Genomic DNA, 16495 nt, shown 5'->3' with positions numbered 1-16495 from the left:
AGAGTGAGTGTCCTTGTTATTCTTACTTGTTATTCAGTTATTCAGTTATTCAGTTATTCAGTTATTCAGTTATTCATTCCTTTGTTCATTTCACATTCTCCTCTCAAACCGAAAAATCATTCTAGGTTCAAGGTGAACCGGCTTTTCTTGCCGCTTAAAACCAAAGCTATGCAGTAAGTTTTGAGAAGCATAATTGTTGTCGAACACATCGGCATACAGCTGGGTTATGCCTTGCTTCTTGAGTTGGTGGATAAGCTGTTCGATGGCTAATGAAGCAAAGCCTTTACGTTGGTAGGGAGCGGATATCCAGTAATAAATAAAGGCATGAGGTTGTCGCTGGTCAGTGTGTAGGTAGTAACCCACACAGCCGATGAGACCAAACTCGTGATGAAATACCCCTTGCCGAGTATGTGGCTTGCCACTGTTTTCTAAGATGTAATTCTGCGCACTTTCAATGGAGCTTATCGGTGAGCAGTTCAACGCTTGGCAAATGTCTTTGCTTATGCGCTTTAGTATGATCGGGGCATGCTTAAGATGAATGGGTGCCAGCTGAATCGAATTTGGTTGTGGAATCACATCTGTTTTGGCGGTCTGCTTTTTAACGTTGTGATTGTTGAATTGTTTTAAAGGGCTGAATGGCATAGTTAAGGTTAGTTAAGGTGAAGTACTCAATGGCTTCTTATGAGCATAAAGAAATACACAAAATGGGCGACGAAAAGGGTTTTTATACCCACCTGTCGCCGTATATGTGCTTGCATGTAAAGGGCGACAGAAAGACCTATTGAATAGGTTTGTCGCCCATTTTGTGTCGTTTGAACTGTACTTCCGCTAGGGTCAACAGACCCTAATTACTCAAACGTCTGCCTTGGGGCTAACAGCTCATACACAAAGAATACCAACAGCGCACAACCAAAGGTGATCAGCACTGTGGTCATTCCTTCCGATCCCATCCAGTCGAGCATAAAGCCGATCACCAGTAAGCCCGTCATGCCGCCTAACGAATCCATAATGGTGTAGCTCATGTTGGCGCTCATCTGATCCTGCTGACAGAAACGTTCGCCTACCGCCGTTAAGCCAATGGCGTAGATGCCTCCCATCGAGCCTCCCCAGAAAAACAGCAGCGTCAGTGCCAGCCAGTATTCGGTGTATACCGCCAGTGAAAGGTACACCGCGCACACTACTGAGGTAAAAATGCAGCCCAACACCACAATGCTGCGGTTGAGAAAAGACGCCCCAGTGCTAACGAAAATGCCAAGGGTGACGCTACCAAACATAAACATGGTCAGCAGAAGTTGCGATTGCGATTCGGTGAGCGCGTTTTCCATGCCATATAAGGTGAGAAAAGAGGGCAGCCCAAAGAAGCTGATGCCGCCAACAAACGCTGAAACTAAAATAACTTTGGCGTGGCGCAGCGCAAACCTTACCCGAACGGTTCCCGCATTGTCGGAAGACTGCGTTTTTTGCCCCGCAATCAGCAAAAACACAAAGGGCAAGCTGGTGATGATGGCGCTGGTTTCCAGTTGCCATTCGGGGTCGATATACGGCAGTTGAAGCAGCAATGGCCCTAGTGCAAGCCCGCCGGATAATGCCGCTGAAAACAGCCCCATTACCAAACCTTTTAGCTTGCCCTGAATGCAAGTGTTTAAAGAGGTCTGGATGATCACCAACATCATACCTGTGGATGCCCCATAGCAAAAAATACCCACCAACCATAACGGGTAGTGTTGGCTGTGAGAGAGCAAAATAAGGCTCGATGCCCGAAGTGCCGACATCAGAAGTATGGAGGGAGACAGGCCCCATCTTTCCACACAACGAGAAAGGGGACGATAAAGCAAAAGGATACCGATGATCTCAAAACTCATGGCAAACCCGATTAAGGTATTGCCATAGCCTTGCTCACTCATGGTGAGCGGTATGGTGACGTAGTTAATGCCAGAGGAAAGCTGAACAAACAAGGTCGCGATGATCAGTAAAAAAGGGGCGATTTTCGTCATTCCGTATTCTCCTTATACACTTTCCAAATCAGTTCGATTCGGTTTTTTTCACCCGAGACCAAGTCGAAGCCCATTTGCCTTAGGCGATTGATGGTGCTCATGATGCCTAGCTCGTCTGGGGATTGTTGTGCCATATAGGCGCTGCCCGTAATGTGTTCAAACTCGTTGGCTATCAAGGAATGTAGGGCGCTGAGTTTAGAAGATGTATCCAAATAAAAATGAGTTGAAAATGCCCAGCAATCGAGGTGCTCTTTTAATAAACTGGTCTCGGCTCTGAGAAGTTCCGATTGTGCTCTCGCCAGTTGGGCGTGTAATTGTGTTAACTCTTCCGTGATTTTATCGCTGGTGAACACCGCTTCTGTTTGCATTGGAATGTGCCAGTCATGAAAGCCTTTGCAACGTTTGTAGGTGTGCTGATCCAATGAATGGAACCAATCCTGAATCGATTGCTTGTCTGATTGAAAAGCTAATGGTCTCAAGCTTTGCGAGTAATGATAAAGAGCTCGAACACGTGGTGTGTGCTTAACTAAATCCCTTGGGATGCGCTGATAAAAATAGGTGAGTAATCCAGAAAGCAACACGTTCAGGTGATGAGCGCGAGAGAGCTTTTCTTTAGCGTTGGCTTCTCGATGGCGAATGATATTGAGGTGATTGACTTGCGAACGGCGTATCCACCAGATGATCATCCCCACAATCAGCCCCAAGAATAGAATGATGATCTTGGCTTTATCGAACACTCGTTCAATGCTCTCTAGCCTTTCTTGGAAAGCGCTCACTTCCAAATCCATGGCCAATACACCGGCAAAGTCCCCTTCGTTACTATAAAACGGTGCATACGCACTGATGAAACTGCCCCATTGGTCGCTGTAGGTGCTTATCTCAATGCTGTATCGCTCGAGTGAGCGTTTTAACTCGACTGGCGCATCGTCATACAGGGTCATCAGGGCGGGGGTAGGGTCAGGCAAACCATCGCCGTCAGCGTCATTTTGTGGGCTTGGGTTCACCATAAAGTAGACGTTGCCATCTTTGAGCACGCTGGTGTAAATGTAGCGAACATCCGCGGCGGAACGGCGGATTTTCTCCATTTTCTCAGCCATGGCTTGATAATTTGCATCGGACGCTTTGGTGCTTTCATCAAAGGTAAGGTGCATTGCGCCATCAAGCGTTGAAGCCGAGGTTTTCACTGTCGAAATTAGCCCTATTTTAATTTGGTCTTCCAATGCATTGAGCGATTTGGAATAGAGCAAGTAGGTGGTGACCCCGAGCAGTAAGATGAAGATGGATGAACAGATCACCGCTTCAATGATGGTCTGTAAAGATTTGGATGGTTTCATAGCTGGCTGTTTACTCCGATCAAGATGGCTATCGCGGCAAGGAAAAAGGTCGGGAATGCGGTTCGACAATATGGAATTAAAGCGTGGGTGGTTTTGCCTTTTTCTTCACGGATTTTGACGAACACGATGATCAAAATGGCAGCGAATATACTGACGTACCCCATGATGATCATGCGCTCAATGAATGTGGTGTAGGGCAGCCGTGGCAGCAGGCTACTGGTGTAGAAGGTATACGCCACGACCGTCAGCATCATGGTAAATGACGTCATCAGGCGTTCGGAAAACCCTTCAATCCAAAATACCGCCCAGCTCGCGACCAATATTAACGACAGCGGAAGAATAAACTGCCAAAGGTAATAGTTCGGTTTTCTGTTGGCATCAATGGTCACGGTTAAGCGGGAGTAGTAGGTGCTTTCGGCGTCATCCAAATGGTGGTAGCTGTGTTGGCTCACTTTCGCAGTGGGGGTACTTTCCATATCCCATTCGCTGATGATTTTGTTGGTTAGTTCCTCCACATACACACTGGCGTCACCAAACTTTAAGCGTTCTTGATCGAACGAAAAGGGCTCCATGATGATTTCAAAAGATTGGCGATCAAACGGGAAGCGGCGAAAGTCCATTTCTGTGGTGAAGGTGCCTTGAAATCGTTCGTTGTAGGTAATGTCGCCATTGCTGGTGATCACCAAGCGCTTATTAGGGGTGAGGCGTTGCCCTATGATGTTGATGAATTCAAACGCAGGCACCCACGATCCTTCTTCAAGCAGTTTGTCTAGGTGCTGATTTTCTATCAATCGAACCCCCGATTTTGGCTTAAGAGGGTGCTTAACATCTTGCCAAGTGGCTACGAGGTAACCATCGATTTTGTAGGTTTGATCAATGGTGTTAACGCCGTAAATCTTATTGATCGAAAACGAGGTGTGGATAACGTGCTGTGCCTTTGTTGAAAAAGACAAAAAGATCAGGACACACAGCAATGGAAATAACGTTTTCATGGGCTCTCCTTTAGAGTGTTTGGGTGAATAGGGCTGGGTTGAAGGTGAACCGAGCGAGATTGAGGTCGATAAAAGTTCGGCTGGCTAACCAAGGGGTTGAGCGTCGATAATGTATGGGGTTCAAACGCATTAGAGGCGGAGAGTTCAGACAAAAATTGATCAATCAAAGGACGCTGAACGTGGCTCAGTAACACGGCATGGCTAAAGCGCTGTGGCTTGCCATTTATCGATATGTTTTCTTGTGCGAGCGAATATTTTTTATTGATGTGGCTAGAAGGCGACGAGAACCGAACAATGTTGGCGCCAGGCATTCGAGGTAAAACGATGAACTTCTGTTGCTGCAGGCGTTTTGAATTGGCGAGCTGTCGCAGTGCGGCTTGCAAGTATTCGGTATTACTTTCGTTTTGCTGAGCGATCTGTTTTAGCCCTTGAGTACCAAGAGAGGAGAGACGTTCCCAAAGGTAAAGGGAGTAAAGTCCTTGTCGAGACCCCGCAATGGTGGAATCACGCCCAGCTATGTAGGTTGGGCGATTGGATGATCCGACTTTGTACCTTTCCTGCATCAGGTAAATACCGCAGCTCCAAGGTGCACCGAGCCATTTATATGGGCTGGTACACATCGACATCACTTCTCGATGACGAAACTCATAGGGCTCGGAAGAAACAGAAAAAGGATCCGACTGTAGAAACGGAGAGAAATTGGCCGAGAGGGCACCATCCACGTGTACCCAGTAACGTCGATTGCGTTCTGTGTTGACGCCCAGTAAGGGCTTTAACGTGGTCAATATGCGAAAAATGGCGTCACTACCACCACTGAAGGTGGTGCCGTGATTTAAAAATAAAATAACCGGATGCTGCCGCTCTACGAAAAATTCGGTGAGGCGATATAGGTCTTGCTCGACCACCGACCCGTATTCATCCACTGAGAGGCTTTTTTGCCAATCCCCTTGGTTAATTGGGCAAGCACCGAGCTTTTTTCCCGCTTGATTGAAGGTGGGGATTCCCAACATTTGGCAAGCTTTGTAAATCGAGTAATGGGTACAGGATGAGCTGATTAACACTGGTGGGTTGGGCACATGCACCGATTTTTCATACCCTTCTACGGCGCTACCGCTTAAGTAATCCCTTGCATTCCATAAGGCATATAAGTTGCCTTCTGTGGAGCCCATTGCGGTGACATACCCCCAATAATTTCGCTGCGAGTTGGGCATCGTCATGCCCCACAAGCGGGCGTAAAAATCGAGTACGGCACGCTCAAATTGCTTGGCATTGATTTGATAAGATCCATCTTCATACCCGTCGCCAAGGTTGAGTAAATTCAACGACAGAAAAGGATGAAGCTCAGGGGGGAAGTTTACCTCTTGGTTCGTTTGATAGCCTAAAAAGTGTGTTTTTTTTAGGCGCATTTCATCCAAGTAGTTCCCTAGAATATTGGCTTTTTCGGATGTTGGTATTCCACTTTCACAGATGGATAAATAGTGAGGAAAGCTCATAGATGCCCCAAAATATTTGAACGAATGTCTCGTTAATGTAGCGAGGCTCATCGGTTCAAACGTGGGCAATACTGCCTTTAAATCGGGGTTTAAAAAGGAACTGCCACAATTGTGAATTGTTGTGTGATTATCTGGTGTTCATTGCGCTAGAGATGGGCTGTCGGCATTTCGATACCGACAGGTCTGGTGATGAGGCGAACCGATTTAAGACGCCATAGCCCACTGGGCTGCGTCTTCCATTTTGTGGAGATTGAGCGTGTGTTGGTGAGTAGCGCTGGCTAATTCAAAATCGGAAATGATTTCGGAACGAAATGCCAAGCCCAGTTCAATACATTGAATTTGCTGATTACATGGGTAATAGCTGATTTGTTCGCTCAACGAATGGAGGTGGTGTAATTCCTCTCTATTGAAATTGAGATGCTCTAACAGTTCTTTTACCGTTGGGTACATGGGTTTGTTCTGCTGTCTGTCCTCTGTATTTTGTGCAAAGTTTTGCTCCCATTGAAAGGTAGTGCCAAACAAATAACAGCGAATGGCATGCATCAGTAACCAGTAGGTTGATTTGATGTTTCCACCAACGTGTTTTTGGTGGCTTTTCCAATAGAAATAGAGCGCAGCAATGAATTTGTTTTGTGCTTGGCTGTCGGTGTCCATCATAGCCAACATAATGGCTTGGTTGATTTTATGTGGTCGTGGGATTGCTTTAGCCACTTTCGATGTACCTTTATCGCTTGATGCCTTTTTCGTGAGCGATGGCTTTGTTGTAAATGGTGGCTTCGTTGTGAATGATGATGTGTTGCGAGCAGATTTAGTTGAAAACGGAGATGATCGGCGCAAGCCAAGCCGTAAACCTCTTTCGTTTAATGTACCTCCACTCAACCAGTCGACGTGATTCAGTGGATTGATTGGGCGAACGAACGTGTTTGTATCACGTGGTTTAGGCTCTGCAACCACGCTTGAGCGCATAGTATGGTTTTTTATTGGTTCGGATTCTGGTGTAAAGGCAGCTGGCTCTGAATTGGACGCTGAACCTAGATCAACTTGCGGACCCGAAAGGTGGATATACGCTAGCTGATAAGCCAACTGCTGTGCAATTCCAGGCTCTGCCCCTGCCATTAATGCGGCGCTAAACGCCGCATAGTACATTTCGTCTGAACTCATGGCGTTACTCCTTGTTGGAGAGAGAGTCCGGCGCGTTTAACGCTTTGATGCTGCTATTAAATTGAGGCAATGCTTCAACGAAGCGATTGATAACTTGTTCTGCTGTAGCCGCTTCGATGGGTTTTTCATTGATGTAAGTATCGACTTCCGTGCGGATGTGTCCGCCAGTCAGTGCGTCTTTTTCTCTTTGGATCACAATCGCGTGGACCGCTTGGCAAAACGCAAACGGGTCGGTTTTGCAATAAATACGATGCTGGCTGCCCGTGTTGCCACTTTCTGGGTAACGTGCAGAGGCGTAAGACACCATATAGGGTTGGGTACTCGGATCATTACCGATGAGCTCTTCGCAAGAAAATAGGACGAAATCGGTAGAGCGATAGCGATCCATCATGTCATTACAAATGGGCAGGTCAGCTTCTATGGCAAGGTTGTAGTCGCAGAAGAATACGTCCACTCCCGGGATCAAGCTTGAAATCATGGTGTCGAATGCGGATTGTAGCCCTTCTGGTAGTTCGTCATCGTCGGGGAGCTGTTCAAACTCCTGCGAAGTGACAGAGTAAGAAGCGCGCCATTTGGCGAGCAATTCTTGCCCGTTACCGCTATCTCTGTATTTGTAGGCGACTTTGTACCCGCTGTCGAACATGTCTTCGACATCCGGCTGGTCTGTTAAAAAAGCGAATTGGCGTCCGTCAGACGCTTCACATAAGCGAAAAAGTAGTTGTCTCATAGTGATCTCCTGTTGAGTGATATACCCAAGTAACCTCCACAGAATAATGAAACTTAGAATCAGGTTCTTGGCGTAATGGATGAAAAGATAAGGGTTACGGATACTTCTCCGACATTAAGCTTGGCGCGATACCCAATAGTTTTCTAAGGTGTGGTCCCACGGGTTTTCTTTTTGCTTTCTGATTGCCTGATTCTTCCGATTTTTCTGATTCATCATTGTTCGTAGCTGATGGCTCAGAGGAAAAAGTGTGCTCTTGTCGTCCCGTATTTATTTCATTGTCAGGAGCTCTGGAAATACGGGGGAGTTCATCAGTTAACATTAGCTCCGTTCGGCACGCTTCCAGCTGGGCTGCTTTTTGATGAGTGAGCTCTGTAGTGTTTGTTCCTACCTCCGCAGGTTTTATTGGCTGTGAGACCTGCGTGGTAAAGTCGCCCAGCTGAACTTCTTGGCGGGTAAACGTTTCATCAGGCATGCCAACCAGTGAGTGTGACATGTCTTGGAGGTAATGTTTGTATGGGTTAAACGCATCATCAAAGGTGGCGACTTGGCTTTCTTCAACGGTTTCCGTTTGTGCTTCACGAGCCGCTTTTTTCTCTATGCTCGCGTTGTCATTCCCCTTGATTGAGAGGCTGTCCTTGGGTGAAGCATGAGATTGCTCCTCCATGGCACTGCAGTCGGTTTCTGCGATAACGGCGTCCATTGGCGTACTCGTATTGGCACTTTGAGATATTGTTGTCTCTTCCATCACCTTTTGTTCTTTATGGTGCGTTTGAGCCGAAGGGCGGAGAGGTGTCGCTTTTAAGGGCTCGGCAGGAACACGCTGACGGATGACTGCTTTTTTCAGTTTGGCTCGTGGTTTCAGCCGATAGCCATACGGAACCCAAATGATGCGTGTTCGCTGCTTCATAATGCCTCTCCGTGGTATTGGTACGTGTGGCTAAAGAATGGTTTTCGCGAGTGCATGAAAGGTCTTATTCACCACTTTTTGGACGTCAGCCTTGGCCGCGATTTGCCAAGTCAGCATCTCTGCTTCTACTAGCAGCCTTTCTCTATCCAGTTCTAACTGGAATTCATCTTCACTGAGTTGCCCTTGTTTTTTTGCCATAAGCAACATCTCAAGTTCGCTCATTCGCTCGTCCGCGCACGATTTTAGTGCGCTGCTAAGCAAATCTTTCATTGGTGAGTCGTCTAACTGCGAGGTGACGGTATCGATCACGGAATTAATACTTTCTTGCATGACAATATCCTTACGTTATTTTTTGGCTAGTTCGCCTTCGATCAAGGCATCAAAAAGTCTTCGGTATTGGCTAGTGCGGCGGCTGATAATGAAATCGGAGAGGGTGTTGTTTTTCTTATGAGTGGCGTCGTCTTGTATCCAGAACCCCAAAAGAGTTTGGGTTTGTTTTAGAGATTCTGTGTTTTTCTCTCTTCGTTTTTGTCGTCTTTCTAAGCTTCGAATTTGTAGCAAAACCTCTTGGTAACGTTTCGCGAATAAGCGGTAATGCCTTTCTTCCATAGGGGTAAAAGACAAATCCATATACAACCGATCGACTTCACGATCGATCATCTCTATTTGTTTTAAGGTTTCGTTGTCGTAACTGGCAATAAACTGAAGTGCACAGCCAGACAGCGCGAGTATAAGTGTCAACCAGCTGATGATGAGCAGTTTGTTTTTCATGGCTAAATCCAGAGTTGGGGAAGTGCTCTCATCTTGGCTCAATAAAGGGGAGGAAGGCTCAGGGAAATGGACGAATTTGTTCGTTGTTTTTGCCAAGTGTTCAAAGAGACAGTGAGGTAACGTTTGGGGAGGAGGTAACGCCATGGAAGATCTACTCAAAGCTTTAGAGTTGGCGATAAAAGCGCTGAAGAAACGCCCTCAGAAACCTAAATTAACCCCTGAGCAATTCAATCAATTGGCAAAAGTAAAAAAGGAAATAGAGAGCATTTTAATGGGGAAGCAATCGATTGTAGAACTGTCCAATGAGACGAATGAAATGCTGGTTAAACTCACCAAAACCTTTATTGAACAAGCGCCAGAGAAAGCGACTAAGAGCGTGTCTTCGGTTGAGAAGAAACCGTAGTATCGGTGTTGCGGCGAATCCCATCAATTAACCGATCTAGAAGGGTAAACATGACTTCAATGCTGTAACCCGCCAAAAAAGCTAATGCCATGGGGGAAAGGGTCATATCGCCCATTTCGGGTTTCAACAGCCAACCGGTGATCATCCCAGCCAAACAACCCAGAGTTAGCCTGAGCCGATACCCCACTTCGCGGCTGGCGGTATAGGTGAGGTTTCGAACTTGCTGGAGCAAACTCCGTAATACAAATATAAAAGCCCCAAGCAATCCGTACATTAAGGGTAAAACGTAATTCTGTAGCATTTGGAGAACCGACTGTGCCGAAATGAGGTTGGCTTGGTATTCGAGCTCCGATTCAGTGTTGGTCTGGGTATTGAATTGAAATTCTTGCCCGAACATCCATATGCCGTTCCATTTCTTTAAAAGCTGATAATTGGCTTCTAAATCTTGGCTAAGAGGAAATTCGGCTTGCGGCAACGATTTGACCAATGTTTGAGTCAGGGAGTGACCAAATAGGTAGAACATTTGAAAGGCGAGCAAACATATCAGTGTGAGCACAGTGTAGCGTCGATACCATGTAATGACGCGAGCCGCCCCGTTAAACGACGCTTTTCCATCTGTTACGTTAGGCACCACGGCTTTGATGCTTTCAACGGTGACGGGATACACCTGTTTGGCGAGTCGATCAAAACAGTGCAGTAATTGAATTTCGTCTTCCGTGCTCCAGTATTTGGTGCCCATTTTCTCGTTTGCACGAGCAATGCCCATAGCGATATCGGCATCGATAGAAAGGTCCCCGTGCCGCGCCACATAGTGCAGTAGAAGACCCCCATCATTGGCGAGGCGTTGTAAATCCTTGCCTGATTGGGGGCGGGAGTCGTTCGCTAATGTCTTCACTGGTTTATTCGACACGGGGAAAACCTAATTGTTAGTGAGATACCTAATGGCTGGAGTTAATACTGATAACTTGCTACTTCATGGTCGAGGTAATCAAACAGTTTGCACCCACCCCTTTCGTTGTTCCAAATAGCACGAGGGCTATCAAAGCTGAACTCGTTGTCACCAAGGTTACTCTTGTTTGTGAAGACCTTTAGCGTGGACTGAGCATCCAACCGTGTGCCTTCAGGGAAAGTAAAGACACTTTGGTTGCGAATGGATTCAAGCCGCCAAAGGCTAATGTCTACGGTGTTGTCTGAAATATTGGATATTTCGACATACTCGTCACCTTCAGTGTGTTTTTCTTCACCGTCGAAGTGCACATTACTGATCAGTACATCGGCATAGGCATCGCCACCATAAACCAATCTAGCGACGACTTGCCCGTTTGGGTCCAGCAGCGTTGCGGTATCCCCGTGGTTATTCCAAATCGGCGTTTTTGATTGGAAACTGAATTCACCTTCACCAGCCGTGGCAACTTTTAGTTGTCCATACGGTGCCAAAACCGCGCCTTCAGAAAACGTGAATTCTTGATCGGGGGAGCCTGCTTGAATTGTCCAATTGCTCAAATCAATGGCGAGCCCACCACGGTTATTCAGCGTAATGGATTCATCCAAATGGTCTGTTTGCCCTCTAAAGTTCAGCTCGCCAATCTCAATCTGACATAGCCACTGCAGCTGGTTTAGCTTCTCCCAGTAATTGTCGAGATCGTTTTTGGATGCTGGCACGGTAAGTATTTCGTCTGTTATGTTTTTTAATGTGTTTTGGATAGTTTTCAGTGTAAGAGCCACGTTGTTCTCCTTGATGTGCAAAATGCAGATGGTGAAGTATTTAAAAGTCTGTTTCGCCGTTACCCAGCGTATTTCTGGTAAGCGGAAAGCAGTTTTTCATCGTATCGATTTTCAGCGTAAGCTGGGCCGTTGTAGTAGCGAGCGAACGTCGCCCAATCTAACTCTTGAATCGCGTTGTGCATTTTTGGATTCGATTTGATGAAACTGACAAACGCAAACAAATGAAAGCGTTCAGCGAAGAACATGTCACGAACAAAGGTTTCAACATCGTCATAGCCCGCTGCAGCGTGGTTGAACCCCATGATTTGATAGCGACCATAAGACGCCGATTTTAAGGCGGCTCTTCGGTCTAGCGTCATTGCTTCTTGCAAGCGCTCGTATTCTTTTTCTCCGCCAACATAGAGCGAGCGATCCCATTTGCTCGAGGATATCTCTGGGTGAGACTCATCAAACTTTCGGTCGCTGTATTTGGAGAAAATATGCGCTTCAAACAGAATGCAAGGTGGGCCACTGGCAAAGAAACCGCTGCCTGCCGATTCCACTTCCGACACCGCTTTTACAGCAGCAACCTCACAATCCAGTGACTCGGCAGCTTTTTCAAAATCTTCATCTGATAAGCCTACTTCCGGTTCGATTCGAGGCAAAAATAGGCTTGGCGCAACACCTAATTCATCTGAAGCCGCTTCTGCCAGAGCTCTGTGGCTTTTCCCATCACGGTCGATACGACCATCAGGGTTTTTGAACCCCAATAATGTTGCCTGCATCTTGCAGATCGCTTGGCATGTTTTTGAGTGCTCAACATCACCCTCAATAACGCCATCTTCTTCTAATGGCCCATCCAGCCCGATGGATTTTGCCGCTTCATTTAACGCTTTCTGAATCGCCAGTACGTCTTCTTTTTGGTTTTCAGCGTGGCTTCCGACAGAGGAAGTGAGTGGTATGTCTTTCATAGTTGGCTCCTGATTGCGTAATTTTGTCTTCATTACGGTATCTGAGAGCCAGTGAGTAAAACTTGGTGGAATTGAGGGGGAAAACCGTCAGAACAGTGAAATCAGCTTTAAGGACGTTATTGGAACCATGGCTTTAGAGTAGATTATAATAATTCTATAAATACGACTTAGTGCAAATTCTTAGTGATAATCAGAATGAATAAATATGATATGTTCATTCAAAAAAAAACAGCGGGCTAAAGCCTCAATAACAAATCAAAGGAATTGTATGCTTCGTCAATTAAAAGCGTCGTCAGTGCTAGGGATGGTTATCTTACTTTCTGCTTGTGGAGGTGGTGGATCTGGCTCAAACGATACTGGCTCAAACGATTCAGGTTCGTCAACTTCAGAGCAGAAAAAAACAGAAGAGTCTTCACAGGCCTCTAAAATCCTAACAAACGCAATTCAACATACCCCCGAAGAGCTTATAAAAGCCGCGTACAGCTTGGTTGAGCATGGGTATGCCGGAAAATCAAATGTGGTGCAACTAAATGAAACTGTTGTAGGGCAGGCTTCAGTTACGACTCTATTGCCGGAATATCGTCATATTTTTAGTGATGACCAAATTCGTAATTTTCTTTCTTTAAACGATGTCGCTGGAAAGTCATTTACCTGTGGTGTCTCTGGCTCAGTCGATATTCACTCAAAATGGAATGAGCAAGGCATAAGAGTTATGTCATTAGATTTCAATAATTGTGTGACTTCATCAGTACATTGGATGACTATTTCAGGAGTGCTGGCATTATCCTCTGAGAGTTATAAGCAAAAAAGCTATTATTTCGACGAGCTAGATATTGATGGAATGAAAGTAACGGGTTACACCCAAGAATATTCCTCTGAGTTTGATAGTGGTGGACATGAAGATGTGACAAAAAGTCATCTTTTGTATTCTTATAAAGACGGAAGAAATATCAAGGTAGAACTTGAAGAGTCGTCAAGTGCACCTAATCGCGATACACAAGCAACTGTTGGCGTTAAAGGTACAGTATGGTTAAGCGAATCTGGAAAAGTTAAGATTTCATCCCAAGGACTAAAATCTTCGTACAACGGCTTCTATACTGGCTCTCTGAGCTTTAAAGCAGATACTGAAATCCAGCTTTCGTTTTCGGATAAATTCTTTACCTATAAAAAAGATTTAGACGGCGATGGCTCTTTTGAATTAGGTACGCACTTATCTAAAGTGAGTGGTTTCCAGTTCGCTTTGACGCAACCCGTTGATCTTTACCCACTTGCCTTATTGTCGCAGCCACCTGCTTTTAATAGTACACCCACACAATCGTCTTATGATGTAAACACAGAAACTCCAATCGTAGTTGAAAGCTCGGAATTTTCGGACCCAGATACGCGTTCAGAAAACTTACAATTGAGCTATCGATGGTATATCAATGGTGAAATAGTTACAGGGGAAACAACTAATACTCTTCCTGCCTATACGGCGGCTTATGGCGATGAAGTTAAAGTTCAATCGGTCGTTTTTGATGGAACTAGTTCAATAACCAGTGAATGGGCATATATTTACCTTAATGACATTAAACCAGTAATCAAAACAGAAAACTTACCTGATCAAATTTTGGCTGGAGATGAACTGAAATTTAGTGTCTCTTGGTTTGACTTAGATGTTAACCGGCTGGAAAAAGTTCGCATGGTGTCTGGACCTGAAGGGGCCTCCATGAGCAGTGATGGGGTTATTTCTTGGACGGCACCTTCTGAATCCGATTTCCTAATACCAGTTCAAGTTTTTGAATTTACCTTTAAAACCTTAGATGACGATTATCAAGAAGCGACTTTAGGTGTTGAAGTAAAGAGTAACAGGACGTCACCAATAGTACGCTCGGGAGAGATCAGTCCGTTAGCAAATGATTCTATTGTTATCGATGACTTTGATGGTGACGGCTTAAAAGAGTTCCTAACAACAGATAATGGTAATGGTCTTTATCTTTACAATTTTGAAAATGGGCAATACAACCAAAAATGGATGTATCCGTATACCTTACCTATTAATGGTAGCATTGAGCAGTTGCATTATTTAGACATTGATAATGATCTAAAAAAAGAAATCATCCTCGTTACATCTAAAAATATTCTTACCCTTGAAGACCTATCCAGTAGCCCTAAAGTTGTATTTGATACTCCGAAACATATTTTGAGAGTTGCGATAGAAGATGTTAACAAGGATGGAGCACCAGAAGTTGCAATATTGCAGTATGAAGATGATGTTTCTCGCTCTACTCTTTCTGTTTATAGATGGAATGATTTTTCATCTCCAGTTTTAAACGAGCTTGATGCTAACGGGTCTTCTCTACTGTCGTTTTCCAATGTTGATAATGATCAGCCACTTGAACTTATCCTGAAAGGCGGCTTGGTTATTGATACCTCTACTTGGGAAGTACAGTGGGACTACGGTGAACAATTCTCCCAACGTGGAATGGTTATTGGAGATTTCAACCAAGACGGCGTAAATGAAATCTTCGGCATGTACCATAACGGTGATTTATATAGATATTCTGTCGTTGCAAAGACTGCGACTGAAATATCATCTACTCAATATTTATCTTCATGTGTATTGGAGAAGTCCCAACTATCTATCGATACTGATGACTTGCTGCTAATGAGTTGTCCATATAGTGGAATTAAAGCATTCAAAATAGAAGGTGATGCTCTTACCCAAAGGTGGCATTTGTCATTCAGCTTCTCAGGAAGAGTGAGCTCCTTGACTACCGGAGATATTGATAATGACAACCAATTTGAGCTGTTATGGGGCACAAGTGGTCACTATTCAAAGTCTGGATTTGCTAGTGCTGATATTTCTAACATAAGTGCGATCATGAATCATTCCACTGTTACCAAAAGTTCTTCTTCATTCAAAGCGATTGGATGGGGGAATACAACACCAGAGAAGGAAGATGCTCTATTTTTAGTTGGAACATACGACGACGATGGTGTCAGAAATAGATTTGTAACAGTAAGCTCTGATGGTAGTGTTAAAATATCTAGTGGTACAAGCTCTACACATAATCCAATAGTTGATACAGTTCATATTGATTCTAATGAGGATGGTTATTCAGAAATTGTATTGCCGGAAGTTGGCTATCAAAACTCTAAAATGGATTTGGTTCAAATCTCTGATGAGCTTGTTACAAGCACTCATGAGTTATCAGCTGGTACCGGATCGCAAATCGTTAAGGCTGCTGATTTTAATAAGGACGGTAAGAAAGACATTGTAATTGCTCATGGTTCTCAAATAACCGTGTACGATGTTGCCAATAACACATCAATAGCCACCCTCCAAGCACCATCAGAACACAGATATATTCAGGATCTTGAGGTATACGACGAATCTTCCGGAGTCATCATTGCTACTGATGGATATAACATGTCGATTTTGGAAATAGTAGGTAACTCTTTGACCTCAAAATTCACAGGCGACTTCCCAAGCCCAGACTGTAATAGAATTTTTGTATTTAACTATGACTCAGATATACGTAATGAGATCGGGTGCTTTAATAGCTTCGGTACGTTGTTTTCAATTTTCGAAGTTGCTGACAATGAGATTACTCTGAAAGAAAGCAATAATATGAAATTCTACGCAAAAGGCGTTGCTGTTGACCCATCTAGTGCTAGTGAGCAAAACTTGATAATCACAAGTAAAGAAAGCACGAATTCTGATCCGTGGGGGGCAGGTCTTTACCATGTTCGAAAAACGGATAACAAAGGCAATACGATTTGGAAAAGTCCTCCCTTAATCGGAGAACCGAGCAGTCACGGTATTAAGCTACGAAATCATCCTGAAAAAGGGCTGCAAGCGCTCCTCTCTACCGATCAAGCTATGTACCAAATCAACCCATAGAATTTACCAAGCTTAAAGGCGAACCGAAGGGTTCGCCTTTTTTAACTGCCCATCGTTTACTTACTACTTACATCATACTCACCATACTTTTCTCTGTAATTAGAGCCAATATCAGTTTCCACTGTTTAACACTATGTGGCGCACGCAATTTC

15 protein-coding genes are annotated in these 16495 nt (G+C 44.8%); 2 read left to right on the top strand and 13 right to left on the bottom strand.

Going from position 1 to position 16495, the window contains the following annotated elements:
• Positions 1–90: 90 nt before the first annotated feature.
• The 10 genes from CW749_RS05770 to CW749_RS05725 form a co-directional block, all read right to left on the bottom strand.
• On the bottom strand, positions 91–642 hold the full coding sequence (locus tag CW749_RS05770; RefSeq protein WP_101111100.1) for a GNAT family N-acetyltransferase: 552 nt from the start codon (positions 640–642) through the stop codon (positions 91–93).
• A 206-nt stretch (positions 643–848) separates the two neighbouring features.
• Positions 849–1994, bottom strand: a complete 1146-nt coding sequence (locus CW749_RS05765; RefSeq protein WP_101111099.1) for an MFS transporter — start codon at positions 1992–1994, stop codon at positions 849–851.
• Positions 1991–3328, bottom strand: a complete 1338-nt coding sequence (locus tag CW749_RS05760; RefSeq protein ID WP_101111098.1) for a cache domain-containing protein — start codon at positions 3326–3328, stop codon at positions 1991–1993. The genes CW749_RS05765 and CW749_RS05760 overlap by 4 nt, the downstream gene beginning before the upstream one ends.
• A complete protein-coding gene (locus CW749_RS05755) occupies positions 3325–4320 on the bottom strand; it encodes a gamma-aminobutyric-acid receptor subunit beta (protein WP_101111097.1) in 996 nt (331 codons plus the stop codon). The genes CW749_RS05760 and CW749_RS05755 overlap by 4 nt, the downstream gene beginning before the upstream one ends.
• Positions 4317–5813, bottom strand: a complete 1497-nt coding sequence (locus CW749_RS05750) for a pyridoxal-dependent decarboxylase (protein WP_180958334.1) — start codon at positions 5811–5813, stop codon at positions 4317–4319. Before CW749_RS05750 ends, CW749_RS05755 begins: the two co-directional genes overlap by 4 nt.
• Positions 5814–6017: 204 nt before the next feature.
• Positions 6018–6974, bottom strand: a complete 957-nt coding sequence (locus tag CW749_RS05745) for a hypothetical protein (protein WP_101111095.1) — start codon at positions 6972–6974, stop codon at positions 6018–6020.
• A 4-nt stretch (positions 6975–6978) separates the two neighbouring features.
• On the bottom strand, positions 6979–7701 hold the full coding sequence (locus CW749_RS05740) for a hypothetical protein (protein WP_101111094.1): 723 nt from the start codon (positions 7699–7701) through the stop codon (positions 6979–6981).
• Positions 7702–7795: 94 nt separating this feature from the next.
• Positions 7796–8608 (bottom strand): hypothetical protein, encoded by an 813-nt coding sequence (locus CW749_RS05735; protein ID WP_101111093.1) that lies wholly within the window; start codon positions 8606–8608, stop codon positions 7796–7798.
• A 30-nt stretch (positions 8609–8638) separates the two neighbouring features.
• Positions 8639–8938: a hypothetical protein gene (locus tag CW749_RS05730; protein WP_101111092.1), complete on the bottom strand. Its 300-nt coding sequence runs from the start codon at positions 8936–8938 to the stop codon at positions 8639–8641.
• A 15-nt stretch (positions 8939–8953) separates the two neighbouring features.
• Positions 8954–9523 (bottom strand): PhoU domain-containing protein, encoded by a 570-nt coding sequence (locus CW749_RS05725; protein WP_101111091.1) that lies wholly within the window; start codon positions 9521–9523, stop codon positions 8954–8956.
• On the opposite strand from CW749_RS05725, the gene CW749_RS05720 reads away from it, so the two are divergent.
• Positions 9522–9782: a hypothetical protein gene (locus CW749_RS05720; RefSeq protein WP_101111090.1), complete on the top strand. Its 261-nt coding sequence runs from the start codon at positions 9522–9524 to the stop codon at positions 9780–9782. The two genes, CW749_RS05725 and CW749_RS05720, sit on opposite strands and share 2 nt — an antisense overlap.
• Here the strand turns inward: CW749_RS05720 and CW749_RS05715 are convergent.
• The 3 genes from CW749_RS05715 to CW749_RS05705 are packed head-to-tail and all read right to left on the bottom strand — an operon-like array spanning position 9748 to position 12457.
• Positions 9748–10692, bottom strand: coding sequence for a hypothetical protein (locus CW749_RS05715; RefSeq protein ID WP_101111089.1), 945 nt, complete (start codon positions 10690–10692; stop codon positions 9748–9750). The genes CW749_RS05720 and CW749_RS05715 overlap by 35 nt on opposite strands.
• 41 nt (positions 10693–10733) lie before the next feature.
• Complete coding sequence (locus tag CW749_RS05710; protein WP_101111088.1) at positions 10734–11507, bottom strand: lamin tail domain-containing protein; 774 nt, start codon at positions 11505–11507, stop codon at positions 10734–10736.
• Positions 11508–11566: 59 nt separating this feature from the next.
• Positions 11567–12457 (bottom strand): N-acetylmuramidase family protein, encoded by an 891-nt coding sequence (locus tag CW749_RS05705; protein WP_101111087.1) that lies wholly within the window; start codon positions 12455–12457, stop codon positions 11567–11569.
• 268 nt (positions 12458–12725) lie between these two features.
• Between CW749_RS05705 and CW749_RS05700 the strand changes: the two genes are divergently transcribed.
• Complete coding sequence (locus CW749_RS05700; RefSeq protein ID WP_101111086.1) at positions 12726–16343, top strand: VCBS repeat-containing protein; 3618 nt, start codon at positions 12726–12728, stop codon at positions 16341–16343.
• Positions 16344–16495 lie beyond the last annotated feature (152 nt).

Origin of the sequence: Vibrio sp. vnigr-6D03 (assembly GCF_002835515.1) — a bacterium.
GTDB classification, from domain to species: domain Bacteria; phylum Pseudomonadota; class Gammaproteobacteria; order Enterobacterales; family Vibrionaceae; genus Vibrio; species Vibrio penaeicida.
Note: the sequence above shows the minus strand (reverse complement) of the source record. Positions and strands in the feature narration are given on the sequence as shown.

Excerpts from the sequence above, each read along its gene's own strand:
- CW749_RS05730 (WP_101111092.1), bottom strand. The coding sequence starts at position 8,938 with ATGCAAGAAAGTATTAATTCCGTGATCGATACCGTCACCTCGCAGTTA.
- CW749_RS05760 (WP_101111098.1), bottom strand. The coding sequence starts at position 3,328 with ATGAAACCATCCAAATCTTTACAGACCATCATTGAAGCGGTGATCTGT.
- CW749_RS05735 (WP_101111093.1), bottom strand. The coding sequence starts at position 8,608 with ATGAAGCAGCGAACACGCATCATTTGGGTTCCGTATGGCTATCGGCTG.
- CW749_RS05700 (WP_101111086.1), top strand. The coding sequence starts at position 12,726 with ATGCTTCGTCAATTAAAAGCGTCGTCAGTGCTAGGGATGGTTATCTTA.
- CW749_RS05765 (WP_101111099.1), bottom strand. The coding sequence starts at position 1,994 with ATGACGAAAATCGCCCCTTTTTTACTGATCATCGCGACCTTGTTTGTT.
- CW749_RS05705 (WP_101111087.1), bottom strand. The coding sequence starts at position 12,457 with ATGAAAGACATACCACTCACTTCCTCTGTCGGAAGCCACGCTGAAAAC.
- CW749_RS05750 (WP_180958334.1), bottom strand. The coding sequence starts at position 5,813 with ATGAGCTTTCCTCACTATTTATCCATCTGTGAAAGTGGAATACCAACA.
- CW749_RS05725 (WP_101111091.1), bottom strand. The coding sequence starts at position 9,523 with ATGGCGTTACCTCCTCCCCAAACGTTACCTCACTGTCTCTTTGAACAC.
- CW749_RS05740 (WP_101111094.1), bottom strand. The coding sequence starts at position 7,701 with ATGAGACAACTACTTTTTCGCTTATGTGAAGCGTCTGACGGACGCCAA.
- CW749_RS05755 (WP_101111097.1), bottom strand. The coding sequence starts at position 4,320 with ATGAAAACGTTATTTCCATTGCTGTGTGTCCTGATCTTTTTGTCTTTT.
- CW749_RS05745 (WP_101111095.1), bottom strand. The coding sequence starts at position 6,974 with ATGAGTTCAGACGAAATGTACTATGCGGCGTTTAGCGCCGCATTAATG.
- CW749_RS05770 (WP_101111100.1), bottom strand. The coding sequence starts at position 642 with ATGCCATTCAGCCCTTTAAAACAATTCAACAATCACAACGTTAAAAAG.
- CW749_RS05720 (WP_101111090.1), top strand. The coding sequence starts at position 9,522 with ATGGAAGATCTACTCAAAGCTTTAGAGTTGGCGATAAAAGCGCTGAAG.